The organism is Clostridium sp. UBA4395 (genome assembly GCF_002390995.1).
GTDB classification, from domain to species: domain Bacteria; phylum Bacillota; class Clostridia; order Clostridiales; family Clostridiaceae; genus Clostridium_J; species Clostridium_J sulfidigenes.
This window is the reverse complement of the sequence record NZ_DGRF01000031.1, coordinates 35638-56753: the sequence shown is the minus strand read 5'-3', so window position 1 is coordinate 56753 and position 21116 is coordinate 35638. Positions and strand designations below refer to the sequence as shown.

Sequence of the window (21116 nt, the reverse complement as noted above, 5' to 3'; positions counted from 1 at the left end):
TAAATGCTTTAGTAAATCAATATTCCGAAACGGCTGAGCGTTAATAATATATGGGCATGCTCAACATTTCTTTTAGATTAATTTATTTTGTAAAAGCCTACTATTTTTATCTATTTGCTTTTTCCTCTATTTTTTTAGCTAGGTCATGAGCCATTTTGTCTATCTCTTCTTGATTTTCACCTTCTAGCATTACTCTTACTAGCGGTTCTGTACCTGAAGGTCTTATTAATACTCTACCGCAACCTGCCATTTTGTCTTCCATTGCTTTTATATCTGCCATGATTTCTTCATCTTTTTCATGGATGTCCTTCATGTTGTTTGGTACCTTAGCATTTACTAATACTTGTGGTAATTCCTTCATTGTTGCTGCAAGTTCACTTAAAGGCTTTCCAGTACTCTTTACTGTCTCTGCAAGTTGAAGACCTGAAACTAAACCATCTCCTGTTGTATTGAAATCTAAGAATATAACGTGACCTGATTGCTCTCCTCCAATAGAATAGCCCTCTTTAGCCATCTCTTCTAATACATATCTATCCCCAACTTTAGTACTAACAGTTTTAATTCCAGCTTCTTTTAAAGCTATGTGAAGTCCAAGGTTACTCATAACAGTTACAACAACTGTATCATGGTTTAATTTACCTATAGATTTAAGGTGTTTAGCTGCTATTACCATCATGAAATCTCCATTTACAAGATTTCCTTTTTCATCTATTGCAAGGCATCTATCTGCATCTCCATCAAAAGCTAATCCTAAGTTACATCTATTTTCAACAACAAATTTCATTAGGTCCTCAGGATGAGTTGATCCACAATCCTTATTTATATTGATTCCATCTGGATCACTATTAATTATAAAAACTTCTGCTCCTAGTTCTTTTAACGCTTTTACTGACGTTTTATAAGCTGCACCATTGGCACAGTCAACGGCAATTTTCATACCACTTAAATCACCATCAATAGTAGATTTAGCAAATTCTACATAGTCATTTATAGCATCTTCTCCTATGTATTTTCTACCTAACATTCCTCCTGTAGGAATATTGATTCCTTCAAAATCACTTTCTATTAACTTTTGAATTTTATCTTCTAATTCATCACTTAATTTAAATCCATCTTTATTAAAAAACTTAATACCATTATATTCAACAGGATTATGTGATGCAGATATTACAACCCCTGCTTCTGCCTTATACTTCTTTGTTAAATATGCAACGGCTGGAGTTGGAACTACTCCTAAACAAAGAGCTTCTGCTCCTACTGATAAAATCCCTGCAACTAAAGCTGATTCAAGCATATCTCCAGATATTCTTGTATCCATTCCAACGATTATTCTAGGTTTGCTAGTACACTGAGTTAAAACTAATGCTCCCGCTTTTCCAAGTTTATATGCAAGGTCTACAGTTAATTCCTTATTAGCAATTCCTCTTACTCCATCAGTTCCAAACATTCTACTCATATATAAATCTTCTCCTCTTAGTATGATTTTTTATCTTCAATAATCTTATTTTTTCTATTAAGTTTACATTACTATGTGAAATTTTCATTACAACATACAGGTTAATTATAATACAAATTATGTATCATAACAATAACAGTTTACCATTATACATTCTATATGAACAAAAGCAACACAAAAACTGTGTTGCTTTTATTATATATTATTCTTATCTCATATTAACTTTCTAATACAATACCATTTGTTTTCTCTATAAGCTCTTCTACAGTACCATCACTGCTTTCATACTCCATTAATTCTTTACTTCCTTTAACAAAAACCAAGGCTATAGTGAATATAAATGACACTCCTAGAAGAGATAATACTGCTACTCTTATAGGTAAAAATTCACCTAAGACTCCACCAACTAAAGCTCCTATTGGCTGTAACCCTCCACTTATTGTACTCATTAATGCTCCAATCTTGCCTCTCTTGTCTGATGGTACTACAAGCATTATTGCAGAATTAAATATAGTATTAAAGACTACATTACATAAAAAGGATATAAATGCTATAGGTATCATTACATAAAAATTTTCCACTATAAATACAAAAGGTAATGTTCCAAGACATATCAATGCACCAAATTTATAAATTTTAAACTTCTGATTCTTTTTTATATTAATTATTGATAAAAGTCCACTACCTATTAACATTCCCATAGGAATCACTGCCATAAAAAATCCGTACCTTTCTTCACCTAGGAAGGACATAGTTTTAAAATATGGGAGTATTAATATAAATGCAGCATTAGCAAACAAATTTAGTAATGATGCAAGTAAGAATAAGTTTCTTAATACCTTAAAGTTCCAAAGGAATCTAAATCCTTCTTTAAAATCATCTACAAAAGTAATTTTATCATCTTTTTTCTCTCTTTTAGGTTCAGTTATAAACATTTCTGTAAAAGCTGAAATTAAATAAGATATACCATTAGCTAAAAACATGTATGGAGCACCTATAGCAATATATATAAGTCCAGCAATAGCACTCCCTATCATATCCATACCAGATGTTGCAAGACTTGTAACTGAATTAGCTTTTACAAATTTAGACTCATGAACTAATTCTGGTTTTATAGAACTTACTGCTGGACCAAAGAAAGCAGAACATAATCCACTAATTATCCCAACTCCAAACACCATCCATATCTGTATAAATCCAAATATACCTGCAATACCTACGAAAGTAACAACTACACCTCTTATGAAATCTGTTATAACTATAATATTTCTTCTATTCCACTTATCTACAAAAACTCCTGCAAAAGGTCCTAAAACTATTCTTGGTAGCATTGTAAGCGCACTTAGTAGCCCCATGAGTCCAGTAGATCCAGTAATATCTAGTATCCAAAAGTTTAATGCCATAATATATAATATGTCCCCCAGCATAGATACTAGTTGTCCTTGCCAAAGCAAGAAAAAATTCTTATTCCATAACCTTATATTTTCTCCATGATTTTTTAATTTATCCTCCATGATTTCCCCCTCATTGTAAAGTATATTTACTGTTAATACTTATATCCTTATAGATTCTTTAACTATTCCATTATCTTCTATGATAAGTTCCCCTGAATATTCAACTTTGTTAATTATTGAACCTTTTCCTATGGTAACATTTTTCCCTCTTACTATATCTACTTTAGAATTTTTAAGTAGTATGTCATCTCCTTCTATACATTCACATTGAAGGCTTCCTTTATTTTTAAATGAATTTGAAAATAGTGAACCTATTATTCCATTCCTTGATATATTTTCTGTTACTGCTACAAATCTTCCACCTATTTCTTTAATATGATGGTTTCCTGACATGGTAATGTATATCTCATCACCATTTATTAGTCCATTACTGTTTATATCCCCACTTATAGTTATCTTTTCTCCTTCTATGCCATCCTTTACAGTTATATCTCCAGATATGACTATATCTCCCCCAGTAATTTTACCTCCACATTCTATATCTCCTGAAGCTTCTATTTTATCAGCTTTCAAGTTTCCTCCCATATTCGCATCTCCACTTAAATGAAATAGACCACTGCAATATAGATTACTTTTTACCTCTATATCCCCACTTATTTTAAGAGTTCCACAATCCACTCTTCCATCAACATTTACATCTCCACTTACCTTTAATTCGTCTTTTACAGATAAGTTTTCATGGATATCTGCATCGCCACTAACCCTTAAAGTTCCACATTGCAGGCTACTTTTTATGTCCACATCTCCACTTACCTTAAACAAGTCTTCACAGTATACATTTCCTTTTAATTCTGCATCTCCACTAACATTGATAGTTCTACAATTAACATCCCCTTTTATAGTTCCATCTCCGCTTATTTTTATATCTCTATAGTTTCCACCTTCTGATATCCAGTCATCATTTATTTTTAAATCATTACAATTGTCGTAATTCATTTTTACACCCCATTTTTATACTATTAATTATTAACTATAGCATTAATCTCATTTTAAGATTTTCTATAATATTTTTAATGTTTATTTCTCCTATGATTTTGCTACCATCATCCACAATTATTCTTTCTCTGTATGCTACTACACAAATCCCGATTCCTAATCTTCTTATGATATATAGTGTTCCATCCTTTTCTTCTATACTTTTATATTCCTTATTAATAAGCTTTAGTATAACTTCTATTTCACTAATGGTTAACTTTCCTAAGTCAAATTCTCTTTGAAGAATATCCATGAGTAAGACATCTTTAAAATTGTATTCTTCCTTTTCTCTAAATATATCCTTATATATAGGAAGTGTTTCTTCTCTTATAATTTCCTTTTCTATAAGATACTCTTCTCTTACATCATCTACCTTAGGTTTGTTAGTAAACATAACTGCTAAATCATCTAAAGGCATATCATCCTTAAGATCTATAATTTTATTTATTCTATTTATTATCTTTTCCCTAGGGAAAAATGTTTCTTGACCTGTATAACTTGATTTTTTTATAAACCACTCCTCTGGAATAAGTTCTTTTCTCTTCCATCTATACAGTTGTCCGTAAGATATTCCCGTCATATCTAATATTTCTTTTTTAGAAATTAACTCTTCTTCCACTTTATTTCCTCCTCTTTTTTAGTTTAGTTTTTAGCTTTAATTAAACTTTTTATCTTTAGTAATTAAAATATTTTAAAATCTATAGTTTCATTTCCTCTTCAATAACAGATTCTGAATTTAGTTTTTCAAGACTCTCACTGTATTCTATTCTTTTAATCTTACACCCCTCTCCTATGGTAATCTTTCCTCCACGAACCACATCTGCTATGGTGTTTTCCAAATAAATTTCATCAGCTTCAATAGTTCTAATAGTTAAATATCCAAAGTTCTTACTAAATAATTTACAAATAAATCTTCCTATAGCATTCATAGTAGAGTATTCCTTTAAAACTCTTACCTTAGTTGCTCCAATTTCTTCAACCTCACAACCACCATTTAACTCTATATTTACTTCATCCCCATTTACCATTCCTAGGGTTTTTAGTACACCTTTAATATTTATAATCTCTCCCTCAATACCATGACCTACTCTAATTGAACCTAAAAGCTTAACATTAGTTGCATTTATTCTTCCTTCAATTCTTCCTGCTCCTGCCACAGTGAGCTCTTCACCTTTAAAATTACCACCTATTTTACCACTTCCACTGATGTTAAATTTCTTTGCATGAATAGAACCAAGAACAGAACCACTTCCGCTGATACTACCAGTAACGCAGTTTAAGTCTCCAGTTACCTTTCCACATCCACTAATACTAAAACCATTGCTTATAACAGCACCTTCAACTTTTCCACTACCACTAATACTAAATTTTTCACAATTTAAATCTCCAACAATTTTTCCACTTCCACTGATAGATGCAATCCTATATCTTCCTCCTGCAGCACTCCCTGAACCTGATATTTTTAAATCTCCAAACTGTTCATTACTCACCATAATTTATACCTCCATTTTATTTTCACGTAATAATGTTACATCAACTAATTACACGCAGCTCTTTAATATTGTAAATAGCCATATATTCAACAATCTTTTATCATATTACTATAGTAACATAACATTGTTACACTTGTAAATAGTTTTTTTCAATTTTTATACAATTTTTATCATAAATAAAAAGTATAAAACTTATACACTAAGTTTTATACCTTTATCTCTATTCTATTACTTAGTCCTATACATAAAAAGTGGCTTTCGCAAAATATATTTTGCGAAAGCCACTTTTAGCTAATAAGCTTATTTTACTACGTATGATGCTCCAATTTCTAGAGCTTTTCTATTGATTTCAAAGAATTTTTCTTTTCCGTGATCTCTTAGAGATTGAAGTAAAGTTTCCATAGAAACTATTTGTGTTTTTGCAACTAATGCTCCTAGAAGCACCATATTTGCAATTTGTTTACTTCCAAGGCTATCAGCTTCTGTTTGAGCTGGTATTTTTATAACTTCAATATCTTCTCTTTCAACTGGTCTCTCGATTAAGTCACTATCTAATATTAATAGTCCACCTGGTAAAATTTCTTTTTCAAACTTATCAAGGGAAGGTCTATTCATAACAACTAGTGATGTAGGGTTAGTTACTATTGGAGAACCAACAGCTTCATCTGAAACAATAACAGAACAGTTTGCAGTACCTCCACGCATTTCTGGTCCATAAGAAGGTAACCATGAAACATTCATATTAACATCCATTCCAGCATAAGCTAAGAATTTACCCATTGATAATATTCCTTGTCCACCAAATCCAGCAAATATTATTTCTTGTGATGCCATATTATTTCCCCTCCTCAGTTGTTGTATCTTTTTTAACACCTAGAGTGTAGAATGGCATCATGTTATCTCTTAACCATCCAAGTGACTCTTGTGTTGATAATCCCCAGTTAGTTGGGCATATTGATAAAACCTCAACCATTGAGAAACCTTTTCCAGCAATGGCATTTTGGAAAGCTTTCTTAATAGCAGCTTTAGCTTTATTTACATGTGGTACATTATCTACTGATACTCTTTCTACATAGCAAGCTCCATCTAATGTAGATATCATTTCAGAAACTCTTATTGGATGACCTTGAAGCTTAACATCTCTTCCATATGGAGAAGTTTCTGTAACTTGTCCTGGTAATGTTGTTGGAGCCATTTGTCCTCCTGTCATACCATAAATACAGTTATTTACGAAGATTGTAACTATGTTCTCTCCTCTTGTAGCTGCATGTACAATTTCTGCTGTTCCTATAGCTGCTAAGTCTCCATCTCCTTGATATGTGAATACAACTTTATCAGGATTAGATCTTTTTATTCCTGTAGCTACTGCTGGTGCTCTTCCGTGTGCAGCTTCAAACATATCACATGCAAAGTAGTCATATGCCAAAACTGAACATCCAACTGGAGCTACACCTATTGTTTTATCTATAACATTTAATTCTTCAAGTACTTCCCCTACTAATCTGTGGATTATTCCATGAGTACATCCTGGGCAGTAATGGGTAGGCACGTCTAATAATGCTTTTGTTGGTTGAAATACTATTGCCATTATTTAGCACCTCCTATGAATTTTTTAACATTTTCAAGGACTTCATTAGGGCTTGGAACCATTCCACCTGATCTTCCAAAGAAGAATACTGGTTTTCTTCCTTCAACAGAAAGTCTAACATCTTCTACCATTTGACCACAGCTAAGCTCTATTGATGCATAACCATGTTTAGTTTTGTCCACAGTTTTTTCAAAAGCTTCTACTGGGAAAGGCCATAATGTTATTGGTCTTATTAAACCTAATTTTATTCCTTCTTTTTCAGCCAATTTTATAACAGTCTTGCATATTCTTGAAGTTGTTCCGTATGCAACCATTATTAAATCTACTTCATTTTCACAATTATATAATTCATACTTAGTTTCATTTTCTTTTATAGCTTTATATTTTGCTTGTAATTTCAAGTTATGAGCTTCAAGACCTTCAGGTTTTAAGTATAAGGAGTTTATCACATTATGGTTAGCTCTTCCGTTTAATCCATTAGCAGCCCAAGTTTTTTCTGGAAGGTTTTTTTCACTTCTTTCTTTAAACTCTACTGGCTCCATCATTTGTCCAAGCATTCCATCTCCCATAACCATAACTGGAGTTCTGTACATATCAGCTACATCGAAAGCATCTTGTACTAAATCTACCATTTCTTGAATTGAACATGGTGCATATACTGGCATATTGAAATCTCCATGGGAACCACCCTTAGTTGCTTGGAAGTAGTCTGATTGAGCTGGTTGAATTCCACCAAGGCCTGGACCACCTCTAACTATATTAATGATAACACAAGGAAGTTCTGCACCTGCTATATAAGATATTCCTTCTGCTTTTAAGCTTATTCCAGGTGAACTTGAAGATGTCATACATCTTACTCCAGTTCCTGCTGCTCCATATACCATATTTATTGCAGCAATTTCACTTTCAGCTTGTAGAAAAACTCTACCTATTTTAGGCATTTTTCTTGAAAGATATGCTGATATTTCTGTTTGTGGTGTTATAGGGTATCCGAAGAAACATTGACAACCAGCTTGGATAGCTGCTTCACCTATGGCTTCATTACCCTTCATTAAAACTTTTTCTGACATGAATCTTTCCCCCCTATTATTTCTCCACTGTAATTACAAGATCTGGACACATTTTTCCACATGATGCACAACCAATGCACTTAGGCATATTTTCTTCTGTAACTGTAGCTGGATGATATCCTTTTACATTTAGTTCCTCAGAATAAGTTATGATTTGTTTTGGACATGCAATTATACATTGTCCACATCCCTTACATCTTTCTTCCCTAAAAGTTACCTTTGCCATAATACTTACCTCCTTATATAGAAAGTTTAGAATGTTTTATTTACTATATATTGTTTATCCGATGACTACCAGCTCTAATACTCCCATCTTCTTCAAAGCGGCAGTAAAGAGCTGCTACATCCCTGGATAACGATTTCTAACCTTCAGAGGGAGTAAAAAACTTCTTCTGAAGCAAAGAACTCTGTTTATGACCCACATTCAAGTTGTAATACGTTTACATTTTATTGTCCGATATACCTAAGGATAATAGAATAAATACGTTTACATATATATAATTTATCACTTTTTAGTACAAGATGTCAACTTAGCACTAATAATTAGTGCTAAATTAAATCTTTTCTCCATGGTGGCAACATATATATGTGAATCGGGAATATCTTTCCTGAAACCTTACCTTCCACTTCCTCTGCAAGTTCTTCTGAACATACAGTGTAGGCATGAGGAATATCTAGCTCTTTAGAGATCTCTGTTATTTCCATATCCCCTTTAATTATATGTTCCTTTGTAGTTTCATATGATAAGTTTGTATTAGATATTAGATGAGTCACTTTTAATCTTGAAGCTCTCTCTATATCTCTAAGAAACTCTATAGTATCTTTGTCATTAGATGTAAATGGTCTATTACCATTTATAACAAAGTACATATCATAAGGTTCTTCTTTAAAATGTTTGTTATATTGACCAAGAGCTGTTGCTCCTGAATCATCTCCTCCAATATCAAAAATTACCTCATAACTTTTATCATTAAATACACTTCTAACTTCTGCTGGTACTACCATAAGTTCAGCATTAACATACTCAGGATTTGAAGATATAACCTTTATATTATATTTTTCCTTAAGTTCCTGTGTAAGATCTCTAATACAAAAATATGGATTTACTATATCTAAATCTACAAGGGCTACTTTTTTCCCTTCTTTAGCTAACTTAATTGCATAATTTATTGCTATTTCTGTCTTTCCACTTCCAAAGTGACCTGTAAAAACCCTTATTCTACTCATAGCTTCACCCTATTTATATTCCTTAGCAGCTTCTTGACCTGTTAATACTCTAAGTCCACCTTCTGCTAAGGCAAGTAATTCATCTTCACCTGGATAAACAACTACTTGTGATATAAATTCTACTCTTTCTTTAATGTATTCTACTATATATTTTCCGTATGCAATTCCACCAGTTAGTAATATTGCATCAACTTTTCCTTGTAATACTGTAGCACATCTTCCTATCTCTTTAGCTACTTGATATGCCATAGCATCAAATATTAATTTAGCTTCTTTATCTCCTTCTGCTACTCTGTCTCCAACAAGTTTAGCATCATTAGTTTGTAGATAACCTACTATTCCGCCTTTACCGTTTATCTTTTTCTTTATTTCATCCATGGTGTATTTTCCACTAAAACAAAGTTTAACTAAATCTCCTACTGGAAGTCCTCCACTTCTTTCAGGTGAAAATGGACCTTCTCCATCTAGTGCATTGTTTACATCTACAACTCTTCCTTGTTTATGAGCTCCTACTGATATTCCTCCACCCATGTGAGCTACTATAAGATTTAACTCCTCGTAAGAAGTATTTGTTTCTTTAGCATATCTCTTTGCTACAGCCTTTTGATTTAAGGCATGGAATATACTCTTTCTATCAATTTCTGGCATACCAGATACTCTAGCCACATCTTCTAACTCATCAACTACAACTGGATCTACTATAAAGGATGGTACATTTATTTCTGTAGCTATTTCATGAGCTATTATTCCACCTAGATTAGAGGCATGTTGTCCTAAAACTCCTTGTTTTAAATCCTTAATCATAGCATCATTTACACTATAAGTTCCACCTTCGATAGGTTTTAAAAGTCCACCTCTACCTACTACTCCTGATAATTCTTTTATATCGAAGCCTTTTTCTTTTAGTACTTGTAATATTACTTCTTTTCTAAATTCTAATTGGTCATATATTTCTTTGTATTTACCTATTTCTTCTGCTGAATGTCTTAAAGTTTCAACTAATATAGGATTTTCATCATCATATACACCTATCTTTGTTGATGTTGAACCTGGATTTATTATCAATTGTTTATGTCCCATTTTCTTCCTCCTTATTATCTTCCTGCTACTAATGATGCAAGGGCAATAGAATTCATTTTTGTCTCTGGTGAATCTGCTCTTGATGTTACTATAACTGGTGCTGCTGCTCCCATTAATAATCCACCATTCTTAGATTCTGTAGTATATGTTAAGCATTTATAAACAGCATTTCCTGCTTCTATATTTGCCATTAATAATATATCAGCCTCTCCCGCTACTGGACCTGATATTTTTTTATGCGCTGCAGCTTCTTTTGAAAGTGCATTGTCAAGAGCTAATGGTCCATCAATTATACAACCTTTAATTTGACCTCTCTCATTCATTTTGGAAAGGTTTGCAGCATCCAGTGTAGCTGGCATACTAGGGTTTACAACCTCAACTGCACAAATTGGTGCTACCTTTGGCATGTTATTCTCAAGAGCATGAGCTACTTGAACTGCATTTTTTATAATATCTATCTTTTCTTTAAGTTCTGGATACATATTAAAAGCTGCATCTGTTACAAATAATAATCTATCATAGCCAGGAACTTCGAATATTGCAATGTGTGACATCTGTTTTCCTGTTCTAAGTCCTACTTCTTTATTAAGTACTGCTCTTAAGAAAGTAGCTGTATCAACTAAGCCCTTCATCATCATATCTGCTCTACCTGAAGATACAAGTTTAACAGTTTCTATAGATGCCTTGTTTACATCTTTCTCATCTATAATTTCATACTCATCTATGTTCATTCCAATTGTTTCTGCAATTTTTATTATTTCTTCCTTATCTCCAACTAAGATAGCATCAGCAATACCATTTTTTTTAGCATCTCTTATAGCTTCAAGTACTGGTTCATCTTGTGCTACTGCTACTGCTACTTTCTTCATTGATTGAGATTTAACCTTAGAAATTACCTCATCAAATGTTTTAATCATTATGATTCCCCCCAAATGTTAATCAAATTTAACTTCATCGTCATATATCTTTGGTGTTTCTTCACCATTTAATACCCTTAATGCTCCTTCTGCAAGGGCTAACATTTCATTTTCACCTGGTACAATTTCTACAGGTGCAATAAATTTTACATCTTCAGTAATCCAGTTAGTAACTCTTTTATTATAAGCTATTCCACCAGTTAAAATTATAGCATCAATGTTACCACATAGTGCAGTAGCCATTCCACCTATTTCTTTACTAAGTTGATATGCCATAGCTCTTAATATCAATTCTGCTTTTTTATCGCCTTCATCGATACGTCTATCAACTTCTCTTCCGTCATTAGTTCCAAGATAAGCTACTAATCCACCTTCTCTTGTAATTTTGTTTTTTAATTCTTGCATTGTATACTTATTACTAAAGGCAAGCTTCACTAAATCTCCTACCGGAAGACCTCCTGTTCTTTCTGGTGAGAAAGGTCCATCTTCATTTGCATTGTTGCAATCAATTATTCTGCCACCTCTTACTGGTGATACAGTTATTCCTCCACCTATATGTGCTACTACAAAATTACTTTTCTCAAAATCTAAGTTTTTATCAGCACATACTTTTCTTACTACAGCTTTAATGTTTAAAGCATGCACAAGAGAACGCCTAGATATATCTTCCATGCCTGATATTCTTGTTACTTCATCAACTTCATCAACAGCAACAGGATCTACTATATAAGATGGTATTCCTGCTTTCTCTGCAATTTCATAGGCAATAACTCCACCTAAATTTGAGGCATGCTGTCCTTGAAACCCAACAATAAGGTCGTCTAACATCTTGTAAGTTATTTTATAAGTTCCTCCTGGCATAGGTCTTAAAAGTCCACCTCTACCTACTACAGCATGAAACTTTTTAAGTGAATAATCGTTTTCATTAAGCCAATTATATATGACTTCCGTTCTCATATCCTTTTGTTGACATATATGAGAATACTTTTTCACTTCCTCTGCACTGTGAGATAAACTAGCTGAGGCTATACATTCCTCCCCCAAAAATACAGCTATTTTCGTAGATGTCGATCCTGGATTAATCACTAATACTTGCTTATCTTCCCTCATCACTATACCTCCACATAAATATTTATATTAGCTTTAATTTTTTTGCATTAGATTTAGAAGTATATAAAATTTATATATTTCTAAATCTTAGCAAAATTTATCCTAAAGGATAACAATCTCTAATGAGCAAAAGCTCTAAGAAATCTGTTTATCCTAAATCCTATCTTTACTTCTTGCTGCAAACTCATATCCCCATTAACAGAGTTTTTTGCTTCAGAGTTTTTTGCTTCAGAGTTTTTTTCTCTGAAGGTTAAAAATCGTTATCCAGGGACGTATCAGCTCTTTACTCCTGCTTTGAAAAAGATGGGAGTATTAGAGCTGGTAGTCATCGGATAAAAGAAAAGAAGAATGGATAAAATAATCTTCTTAAATATTATATTATCAATGGATAATATAAATATCAAGTTTCTATTTGTTTTATTTTGGTGAATATTCTCTAATAATTTGTTCTGCCACTCTAAGTCCATCTACTGCTGCTGATACAATTCCACCTGCATATCCTGCACCTTCACCCGTTGGATACAATCCTCTAACATTAACACTTTCATAATTTTCATTTCTATTTATTTTTACAGGGGCAGAAGTCCTTGTTTCCATACCTGTTAATATTGCATCTTCTCCTGCATATCCTGGTATTTTCCTATCAAATACAGGTAATGCTTCTTTTATAGCATCTACAACAAAATTTGGTGCACAGCTTTTTAAATCTACAAATTCAGTTCCTGGAGTATATGTTGGTTTCACCCTTCCAAAATTCTTTGATACTTTGTCATTTAAAAAATCTTTTACAAGCTGAACAGGGGCATTATAATTTCTTCCTCCAACTTCATAAGCTAAAGCTTCATAACGTCTTTGAAAAGCAATTCCACCTAATGGGGTATTTCCATCAAAATCACTAGGGTCTACTGATACTACTAAAGCAGAATTAGCATTTATCCCATCTCGCTTATAATTGCTCATACCATTTACTACTACAGTATTTTCTTCTGATGCTGAAGCCACTACCTGACCACCTGGACACATACAAAAACTGTATACAGATCTAGATAGTTTATTACTAGTATAGGTTAGTTTATAATCTGCAGCCCTTAGTTTTGGATGAGTTGCATATTTACCATATTGATTTTCATCTATCATATGCTGTAAATGTTCAACTCTAAAACCAACGGCAAAGGGTTTTGGTGATATAGAAACCCCTTTTGAAAATAGCATTTCATAAGTATCTCTAGCACTATGACCTGTAGCAAGTATAAGATTATCACAAGGTATATGTTCACCTTCTACTATTATCTCAGAAATTTTACCATTTCTTATTGATATATCTTCAAGCTTAGATGAAAATCTTACTTCTCCACCATATTCCTTAATTTTTTCTCTTATATTTTTCACTACATTTTTTAATATATCCGTTCCGATATGAGGCTTTCCCATATATGTAATTTCTTCTGGTGCACCTGCTAAAACAAGTTTTTCTAGAACATATCCACATCTATGATCTTTAATTCTAGTTGTTAGCTTTCCATCTGAAAAAGTACCAGCTCCACCTTCTCCAAATTGAACATTACTTTCTGTGTTAAGTATCCTATTATTCCAAAAACCATCTATAGTTCTAGTTCTACTGTCTACATCTTCACCTCTCTCAATTATAAGAGGGTGATATCCCTTTTCAGCTAAAAGAAGTCCTGCAAATAGCCCTGCTGGTCCCATTCCTACTACTATAGGTCTATTCTCTAGCTTCTTTGTTCCAATTTCAAAATCAGCTTTATAATTATCTCCACCTAATTTAACATCATTACTATTTACTCTAGCTATTACTTTAGCTTCATTATCACATTCAATTTCTACAGCATAATTTATTTTTATTTCTGATTTTTTTCTAGCATCTATAGATTCCTTAGTAATTTTAAATGATTTAAAATCACTTTCTTTTATTCTAAGTTTATTAGCCACCTTTGATTTTAAGGTGGCTAAACTATCTTCATTTATTCCTAAAACTAAATTATTTATCTTAACCGTCATTATTACCTGTCTCCTCTGTTTTGGCTTTTATGGTTATAGTTATATTTTCAGGTGTTTGGCTCTTAACTTGTACTGTATTTGGTACTCCTGCTAATTGTATCTTAACTTCATGGGAGCCTTCTGTTAAACTTTTCAAATCTACTGTAGCTTTAAGTTTATCTTCACTGATTTTACTTAGTTCACTCTCTTCTCCTGTAATAACTAACTTTAATGTTGGAGTTGAATTTTCTAGTATAAGTTTTTCTCCCAAATTAGTATAGTTTATCGGTATATTTAAAGCCTTTTCACTAATTTTTTTAACTGTAATTTTAACTTTTACAGTTTTCTCACTATTTACACTGTGTACACCTTCCGGCATTATTAGATTTGCATCTACCGTAGTGCTTTCAGTTATATTACTAATATTTATAGGTGCTGTATTAATGCTTTTTATGTTATCTATTATTTCACTTACACCAGCTACCTCTATACTCTTTGGTGCTGCTTCCATACTTACTATAGTTACTCCTGGTACTGCTGTTCCAGTAGTCTGTACATTTATCCCTAAATATTTTCCTTTTTTTACCTGAATTTTCACCTGTACATATTCTGGATATACAGATAGTCCAGTAACTTCCCTTTCATCTGAATCTACTAAAGTAACCTTGCAGCTTTTATCTATATCAGAACTTACATTAGTTATATCTACTTGGGCTACTGCTCCTACTACTTGATCTAAATATCTTTGTGGTCCTGAAATTTTTACAGAATTAGGTGATATTACAGAATCATCATTATAATATCCTTCAGCTACTTCACCTACAATTCCAGATGCTACATTTACATATTTATCTGCTAAAGTATCCACATCTACTTTCATTAGAAGACCATCAGAGTTTACAACAGAAACTCCAGGAATTGCTTCTTTTACTTTAACTTGAACTTTATTTTCTCCCGGGGTTAGTGCATACCCTTGAAGGTCTGCTACTAGAGTGAACTCTTTTTTATCTAAATCTTTAATTGTAGATGCCGGGGCCTTTACTGTTAAATTTATATAAAAATCTTGATTTGGTATTAGTACTAAATCTTTATCTGCAAGAGTATCTTCATTTAGTATCTTTACCGGTACATATTTTATTACACTAGTAGTGACAGGGTCTTCGCTACTACGAATATACATCCACAATACTAGTGCTGCTATTACACAACAAATTCTTATTATGATGTCTTGTCTTTTTTGCTTATCCATAGCTTTACCCTCTCTTTAAATGATTCTTTTCTATTTTGTCTACTCTTCATTATTTTAAGTAGTACATTTCTCAGCTTATCTTTATCGTAATTTCTAAGTAATCTTCCATTTATAGCTAAAGAAATTACCCCCGTTTCTTCTGAAACTATAATAGTTATACAGTCTGCTACCTCTGTAACTCCTATTCCAGCCCTGTGCCTTGTGCCTAACTGTTTATTTAACTTATCATCATTTGTAAGGGGTAAAAAGCAACCTGATGCTACAACCTTATCATTCCTTATGATAGTGGCACCATCGTGAAGTGGAGTATTTACAACAAAAATATTTTGAAGAAGTGCTGAAGATACATCACCATTTATTTTAGTTCCCGTGTTTATAATATCTCCAAGACCAGTCTTTTGTTCTATTATTATAAGTGCTCCAACTCTATCCTCAGCCAATACTTCCACAGCATCTACTATTTCATTAACCACATTCTTCATAACTTCTTCATCTTCATAAATTATTTTATCTACAAAAGAAGTTCTTCCAATATGTTCTAAAGCCTTTCTAATTTCAGGCTGAAATATAATTATAATAGAAATAACACTAATTGTTAAAGTATTCTCTAATATCCAATTTAGGGTTGTTAAGTTTAAAACATCACTTACTGGTATTAATAAAAATATAAGTACAATTCCTTTTAATAATTGTTCTGCTCTTGTCTCTTTTATTAATGTATAACCTTTATAAAATATAAAAGAAACTACAATAATGTCAATTAGAGAAAATATAGTCATTCCCTTAAAAATATTTATGAGTGCATTAAAGCTTTCCATATAGTCACCACCTAACGATAATACTATTTTAATTATACACCAATACTTCTATTTGTAATATAAATTTTAATTTTTAGGTCAAAAATATTTTAATTAAATAAATGTTAATAACTACGAATATTTTAGTTTTAACTTTAATATAAAGAATTATAATATATTTTTTACAAATACAAAGGGGGATGCTGTAAGTGAGTGGAAAAAAAATTAAAATAGACAACATAGTAATGAAATATTTATGCTTTTTTATTATAGGTATAATTTTGTTTTTTATGAGTTATGGTTTTTTCAGTAAGTTTTCTTTTAATAAAGAAGAAAGATATATTTCTAACACTATGAAATCTATATGGAAGGTTAATAATAGCTGTAAAATCCTAATATATAATAATATAGATGTTGAAAAAGCTCTTAATGTTTTACCCGAAATGAAAGCTGACTTGATAGATATATCTATAGATTTAAATTCAAACCCTTCTGCTAAAGAAGTAATCTCACCAGAAAATTATGAAAATTTATCTAAGGGCTTAAATGAAAATATTCTCATTATAGATCAACTTGAAGCAATGCTGAAAAATCCTAATGGAAGTGATATTCAGCTAGCAGCTAATAATTTAAAAGCCTTCAGAGATGCTACAGAAAACTATTATGACTTAATCAAGCTAAAAAAAGATTATAATTATGATTTAGGTGTTCCTATGTATTCAGTAATTGATTCAACTATAGACTATTGTATATCTTCTAATAATTTAAAGAAAATATCTGATTTAAAATCAGCAGATATTACTAAATTTATTCATACTTTAAGAGAGTTAGTTATATCCCTAGATAGCTTAAAATATAACTTCTATGAAGATGTCTTAAAATGTCGTAGTGGCAATATGACCTATGAACTTTTAATTTCTAATATAGATGATACTTCTAACAAATTAGCTTCAGTACAAAATGTTTTATCTCAAATGTCTATACCCGATGATTTTTCATCACTATATAAAGATTTTACGGAAGTTGTATCCTCATATAATGACTACTTATATGAAATCAAATATGCTATCTTAACTGAAAAAGTTCGTAGAGATAGTAAGGATGTAAAGGAAGATTTTATGGACTCACTTTATGTTTCAAGTAATGAAACCTATGATAAAATAGAAAAAATGTATAAAAATTTTACTAAGGAGTATAATAACCTAAATAGCAATTACTGAAAAAGGAGATGAATTATATGAAAAAATTCATTTTGATTCTTTTACTTTTCTGTAACATCATTATTATACCTCCATATCACATAGATACCCTTAATAGAGTTAATCCTACTAGAATTGAAGTCTAATAACTTTAAAATAAAATTAGAGAGAATGGAGCTATAAAGTAGCCCATTCTCTCTATTTATGGTAGAACTATAAATAGGTTCTATTTTAATATAGCCTTTATCCTACTATTGTTATATTCTGATTTGCTAAATCTATTAGTAAGAATTTCAGCGTATTTTTTTGACTTTTCTTTATCTATTCCATCATTATTTATTGCTAGAGAGTAAAGACATTGTTCTATATATGAACCATTTTTTTCATACTTGTCTACATATATCTCATAATACTTATTTGCATTTTCTATATCTTCTAAACCTTCATAGGAACTGGCCATCATAAATAGTATATGTTCATTTAGATACATACCCTCACTATATTTATAAACTAAGGTGAAATTCTTTATTGCATTATCATATTTCTTATCTGCAATATAACTAACTCCTTTTTCATATAAGGCCAATACTCCTTTTTCCTTTATTAAAGTTACTGCATTTTGAGCTATGTTCCTATCATTTATACTTAAACCTTCTATATCATATTTTTCTATGTATTTAATAATGTTTTCATAGTCTTTCGCCTTTACGTAGGATTTTAATGTACTTACATTAAAACTTTCATTTTCAATATTAGAACTCTCATTTTTTTCTATTTCTTTTTTAATTTCATCACTTTGTGATTCTTTATGATAATTCCCCTCTATTTTTTCACTATTTCCTTGGAAATTGTCTAAATTTGTTTTATCCTTATTAATTGCTTCATTCTTTTTTTCTTGTTTGATTTGTAACCATTGATGAGTTTTGTTGTATCCTTTAAATATTCCAATGCCTATTAATAATACAATATACACTGCAACTATACTTGTTCCTAATACCACCATAAACTTCTTAAATTTTACCCTAGTCTCTTTGGGTATAAAATTTAATTCTATTAACTGCTTTTTTAAGCTTAAAGCTTCTGGATTATGTTTATCAATAGTTAAAATATCTTCTATATATTTAACAGCTTTATTATGCTGTCCTAATTGCATATGGCACTTAGCTATGTATTTCCAAAGATTTATACTGTTAAAATGGGAACTTTCACACTTTAGAAAACACCTTAAAGCATCTTTTACCTTAAATTCATTAAATAGATGTACGCCTTGACTAAATATATATATATCCCCTTCATCATGTCTAGAATCATCTAAATACTTTTTAGATACCATATCTCCATTTAATTTATAGCTTAACTTCCAAAGAGTCTTTGCTTCTTCTAATTGTCCACGAATATAATATATTAGTCCCTTTAAATTCAATGTAGGAGAATGACTTCTATCTTTGTTTAATACCCTATCACAATAATTTAATGCCTTATCTAATCTTCCATCACAATAAAAATCCATTGCCTTTTTATAAGTCTTATTTATATTAACCATCACTTCACCACTTATATTTTATTTTATAACTTATTATATATTTTATAGTATCTATTCCTATATATCTTTTTACAACTAATTTTATCATGTTACTAGTTTTATTATCAATAACTATGAATAAGAAAAAAGGTATTGCAACCTTTAGTTGCAATACACTATTTTATTCTATTTCTATTACATCTCCAAGAATATAATTGTCAAAAGTTTTAGATTTGTCTTCTTTATCATTCATCATGTCATCTAAATAAAGAACATATTTTAATATTAAGCTATCATCTTTTCTTGTTATAGATACAAATCGCTCTTTATCCTTAGCCGTAGCTATAAGCATTTGTTCACCTGTGGTTACATCTACGATTATAATACGTTCACCATTAACTAATGTTCCATATCCTAAACCATGAACTATCATAAGATGAGTGTCATCATACCAACTTATTGATAGTGGTGATTGCTGACTTTCTTTCTCTGTTGCAGTATACTCATACATCTTATTTGTAGACGTATCTTTTACATAAAGTATACCTATTCCCTCTTCTATAGCCTTTTCTCCTTTACCTTCTATACTAGCTTCATATTTACCATCTTCTGTAGCTATAAATGGTGTATTAAAAGTTAACTCCTTAGCCATAGTCACTTCCGCTTTACTATATAAGTCAACAATATTCACATTTGCTGATTTCTTTATATCATCACTAGTCTTTTCTCCATTTGATGATGTCTCTGGAACGCTTTCTATAGGTTCGTTACTGTTGTTTTCTTCTGCAATTTCAGATTTAACTATATTTTCTTGCTTAGTAGAATTCTCTTCCTTTCCTGATGAGGCTGCTGAAAATATTTCTTTACCATCCATTAATTTCATAGCTACAGGAGTAACTATAACCCCTAATAAAAATGCAGCTGCAATAGTTAATGCTCCTTTGTATTTTCTTTTCATTCCTCTTCTCCCCCTTGTATATTTATTTTTATCTATACTCTCCATTATTTTTTCTGTAGAGTTTTTAAAGTTAATATTTTCATAAGAAAAGGCTTCTTTAAAAGTTTTATATTCTAAAACTTCTTTGTCATAATCATCTTTACAACTTTGGCAGGTTAAAAGGTGACTCCTCATTTCTTCATCTGCTTCGGCTGACAAATTTTCCTCAATATATTCTGTTAACTTATCTTTGAACTGACTACATTTCATTGTGACTCCTCCTAACCTTACTTGCAAAAGACTCTGAATCCATCTCTTACTTTATAGTATCTCCTTTTCACAGTAGTTTCTGTAATATCTAGAATTTCACCTATATCTCTAAAAGTTAAATTCTGAGAATACCTTAAATTTAATATTTGCTTATCAACTTCATCTAGAGTTTTTATATATTTATTTACATTTTCTTTTACTTCTAAATATTCTAAAGATTCTTCCGGTCCCATTTCAGAAGATGATATATTATATGCTTCATCAATATCACTTTCATAAACCTTTCTATATTTCCTCATATAATCTATGGTTTTATTTTTTGCAATCTGCAAAACCCAATTTATAAAACTATATTTATTATTATACATATCTAATTTATTATATACAGTTATAAATACCTCTTGAGTAATATCCTCACTTGCTTCCTTCTGTTTTATCATTCCATAAATAAATCTAAGTATATTAAGCTGATATTTCTCAACTATAACTTGAAAACTATTTACGTCTCCCTTTAATACATTGCTTACAAGAATAGCATCTTCTATAGGAGCTCTTCCTTGTGATTCCTTCATCTTCTTCCCTCTCTTTATATAAATAATACGATATTAATTTAATAAAGTTTACTTTATTAATAAGTTGACTAAAAATTTTATTATAATATTAGGACAGACAAATTAATATAATAAATAACATACTTATTATTATAATTCCTGC

Annotated in this window: 20 protein-coding genes; 1 reads left to right on the top strand and 19 read right to left on the bottom strand. The window is 31.1% G+C overall.

Annotated features, from left to right (window positions below):
- Positions 1-106 precede the first annotated feature (106 nt).
- The 16 genes from glmM to cdaA all read right to left on the bottom strand — a co-directional run bounded on the left by glmM (position 107) and on the right by cdaA (position 16495).
- Positions 107-1456 carry a phosphoglucosamine mutase gene (gene glmM / locus B2694_RS04685; protein WP_346847771.1) on the bottom strand — a complete coding sequence of 450 codons (1350 nt, stop codon included), beginning with the start codon at positions 1454-1456 and terminating at the stop codon, positions 107-109.
- Positions 1457-1674: 218 nt separating this feature from the next.
- Positions 1675-2970 carry an MFS transporter gene (locus B2694_RS04680; protein ID WP_346884747.1) on the bottom strand — a complete coding sequence of 432 codons (1296 nt, stop codon included), beginning with the start codon at positions 2968-2970 and terminating at the stop codon, positions 1675-1677.
- Between the two features lie 39 nt (positions 2971-3009).
- The gene (locus B2694_RS04675; protein WP_346884746.1) at positions 3010-3906 is read right to left on the bottom strand and encodes a polymer-forming cytoskeletal protein; all 897 of its coding nucleotides are present in this window, start codon (positions 3904-3906) and stop codon (positions 3010-3012) included.
- A 34-nt stretch (positions 3907-3940) separates the two neighbouring features.
- A complete protein-coding gene (locus tag B2694_RS04670; RefSeq protein WP_346884745.1) occupies positions 3941-4564 on the bottom strand; it encodes a DUF4004 family protein in 624 nt (207 codons plus the stop codon).
- Between the two features lie 79 nt (positions 4565-4643).
- Positions 4644-5438, bottom strand: coding sequence for a polymer-forming cytoskeletal protein (locus B2694_RS04665; protein ID WP_346884744.1), 795 nt, complete (start codon positions 5436-5438; stop codon positions 4644-4646).
- Between the two features lie 300 nt (positions 5439-5738).
- Entirely contained in the window at positions 5739-6272 is a 534-nt protein-coding gene (locus B2694_RS04660) for a 2-oxoacid:acceptor oxidoreductase family protein (RefSeq protein ID WP_035133406.1), read from the bottom strand.
- A gap of 1 nt (position 6273) precedes the next feature.
- Positions 6274-7026 carry a thiamine pyrophosphate-dependent enzyme gene (locus B2694_RS04655; protein WP_035133404.1) on the bottom strand — a complete coding sequence of 251 codons (753 nt, stop codon included), beginning with the start codon at positions 7024-7026 and terminating at the stop codon, positions 6274-6276.
- The gene (locus B2694_RS04650; RefSeq protein WP_035133402.1) at positions 7026-8096 is read right to left on the bottom strand and encodes a 3-methyl-2-oxobutanoate dehydrogenase subunit VorB; all 1071 of its coding nucleotides are present in this window, start codon (positions 8094-8096) and stop codon (positions 7026-7028) included. Before B2694_RS04650 ends, B2694_RS04655 begins: the two co-directional genes overlap by 1 nt.
- 16 nt (positions 8097-8112) lie before the next feature.
- Positions 8113-8322, bottom strand: coding sequence for a 4Fe-4S binding protein (locus B2694_RS04645; RefSeq protein ID WP_035133400.1), 210 nt, complete (start codon positions 8320-8322; stop codon positions 8113-8115).
- A gap of 323 nt (positions 8323-8645) precedes the next feature.
- On the bottom strand, positions 8646-9323 hold the full coding sequence (locus tag B2694_RS04640; protein WP_346884743.1) for an ATP-binding protein: 678 nt from the start codon (positions 9321-9323) through the stop codon (positions 8646-8648).
- A gap of 9 nt (positions 9324-9332) precedes the next feature.
- Complete coding sequence (gene buk, locus B2694_RS04635) at positions 9333-10403, bottom strand: butyrate kinase (protein ID WP_346884742.1); 1071 nt, start codon at positions 10401-10403, stop codon at positions 9333-9335.
- 14 nt (positions 10404-10417) lie between these two features.
- On the bottom strand, positions 10418-11320 hold the full coding sequence (ptb, locus tag B2694_RS04630) for a phosphate butyryltransferase (protein WP_035133394.1): 903 nt from the start codon (positions 11318-11320) through the stop codon (positions 10418-10420).
- 18 nt (positions 11321-11338) lie between these two features.
- Positions 11339-12430 (bottom strand): butyrate kinase, encoded by a 1092-nt coding sequence (gene buk, locus B2694_RS04625; protein WP_346884741.1) that lies wholly within the window; start codon positions 12428-12430, stop codon positions 11339-11341.
- A gap of 417 nt (positions 12431-12847) precedes the next feature.
- Positions 12848-14449, bottom strand: a complete 1602-nt coding sequence (locus B2694_RS04620) for an NAD(P)/FAD-dependent oxidoreductase (RefSeq protein WP_346884740.1) — start codon at positions 14447-14449, stop codon at positions 12848-12850.
- On the bottom strand, positions 14439-15677 hold the full coding sequence (locus B2694_RS04615) for a CdaR family protein (protein ID WP_346884739.1): 1239 nt from the start codon (positions 15675-15677) through the stop codon (positions 14439-14441). The genes B2694_RS04620 and B2694_RS04615 overlap by 11 nt, the downstream gene beginning before the upstream one ends.
- The gene (gene cdaA / locus B2694_RS04610) at positions 15647-16495 is read right to left on the bottom strand and encodes a diadenylate cyclase CdaA (RefSeq protein ID WP_346884738.1); all 849 of its coding nucleotides are present in this window, start codon (positions 16493-16495) and stop codon (positions 15647-15649) included. Before cdaA ends, B2694_RS04615 begins: the two co-directional genes overlap by 31 nt.
- Positions 16496-16683: 188 nt before the next feature.
- On the opposite strand from cdaA, the gene B2694_RS04605 reads away from it, so the two are divergent.
- Positions 16684-17694 (top strand): hypothetical protein, encoded by a 1011-nt coding sequence (locus B2694_RS04605; RefSeq protein WP_346884737.1) that lies wholly within the window; start codon positions 16684-16686, stop codon positions 17692-17694.
- A gap of 205 nt (positions 17695-17899) precedes the next feature.
- Here B2694_RS04605 and B2694_RS04600 read toward each other — a convergent pair whose 3' ends face one another.
- The 3 genes from B2694_RS04600 to B2694_RS04590 form a co-directional block, all read right to left on the bottom strand.
- Positions 17900-19216, bottom strand: a complete 1317-nt coding sequence (locus tag B2694_RS04600) for a tetratricopeptide repeat protein (protein ID WP_346884736.1) — start codon at positions 19214-19216, stop codon at positions 17900-17902.
- A gap of 160 nt (positions 19217-19376) precedes the next feature.
- Positions 19377-20402 (bottom strand): DUF4652 domain-containing protein, encoded by a 1026-nt coding sequence (locus B2694_RS04595; protein WP_346884735.1) that lies wholly within the window; start codon positions 20400-20402, stop codon positions 19377-19379.
- Between the two features lie 17 nt (positions 20403-20419).
- Positions 20420-20974 (bottom strand): sigma-70 family RNA polymerase sigma factor, encoded by a 555-nt coding sequence (locus B2694_RS04590; protein WP_346884734.1) that lies wholly within the window; start codon positions 20972-20974, stop codon positions 20420-20422.
- Between the last annotated feature and the right edge of the window lie 142 nt (positions 20975-21116).

Coding starts and splice junctions, on each gene's coding strand:
- cdaA (WP_346884738.1), bottom strand. CDS start 16,495: ATGGAAAGCTTTAATGCACTCATAAATATTTTTAAGGGAATGACTATA.
- B2694_RS04680 (WP_346884747.1), bottom strand. CDS start 2,970: ATGGAGGATAAATTAAAAAATCATGGAGAAAATATAAGGTTATGGAAT.
- buk (WP_346884741.1), bottom strand. CDS start 12,430: ATGAGGGAAGATAAGCAAGTATTAGTGATTAATCCAGGATCGACATCT.
- B2694_RS04620 (WP_346884740.1), bottom strand. CDS start 14,449: ATGACGGTTAAGATAAATAATTTAGTTTTAGGAATAAATGAAGATAGT.
- glmM (WP_346847771.1), bottom strand. CDS start 1,456: ATGAGTAGAATGTTTGGAACTGATGGAGTAAGAGGAATTGCTAATAAG.
- B2694_RS04645 (WP_035133400.1), bottom strand. CDS start 8,322: ATGGCAAAGGTAACTTTTAGGGAAGAAAGATGTAAGGGATGTGGACAA.
- ptb (WP_035133394.1), bottom strand. CDS start 11,320: ATGATTAAAACATTTGATGAGGTAATTTCTAAGGTTAAATCTCAATCA.
- B2694_RS04650 (WP_035133402.1), bottom strand. CDS start 8,096: ATGTCAGAAAAAGTTTTAATGAAGGGTAATGAAGCCATAGGTGAAGCA.
- B2694_RS04665 (WP_346884744.1), bottom strand. CDS start 5,438: ATGGTGAGTAATGAACAGTTTGGAGATTTAAAAATATCAGGTTCAGGG.
- buk (WP_346884742.1), bottom strand. CDS start 10,403: ATGGGACATAAACAATTGATAATAAATCCAGGTTCAACATCAACAAAG.
- B2694_RS04675 (WP_346884746.1), bottom strand. CDS start 3,906: ATGAATTACGACAATTGTAATGATTTAAAAATAAATGATGACTGGATA.
- B2694_RS04590 (WP_346884734.1), bottom strand. CDS start 20,974: ATGAAGGAATCACAAGGAAGAGCTCCTATAGAAGATGCTATTCTTGTA.
- B2694_RS04615 (WP_346884739.1), bottom strand. CDS start 15,677: ATGGATAAGCAAAAAAGACAAGACATCATAATAAGAATTTGTTGTGTA.
- B2694_RS04595 (WP_346884735.1), bottom strand. CDS start 20,402: ATGAAATGTAGTCAGTTCAAAGATAAGTTAACAGAATATATTGAGGAA.
- B2694_RS04640 (WP_346884743.1), bottom strand. CDS start 9,323: ATGAGTAGAATAAGGGTTTTTACAGGTCACTTTGGAAGTGGAAAGACA.
- B2694_RS04660 (WP_035133406.1), bottom strand. CDS start 6,272: ATGGCATCACAAGAAATAATATTTGCTGGATTTGGTGGACAAGGAATA.
- B2694_RS04655 (WP_035133404.1), bottom strand. CDS start 7,026: ATGGCAATAGTATTTCAACCAACAAAAGCATTATTAGACGTGCCTACC.
- B2694_RS04600 (WP_346884736.1), bottom strand. CDS start 19,216: ATGGTTAATATAAATAAGACTTATAAAAAGGCAATGGATTTTTATTGT.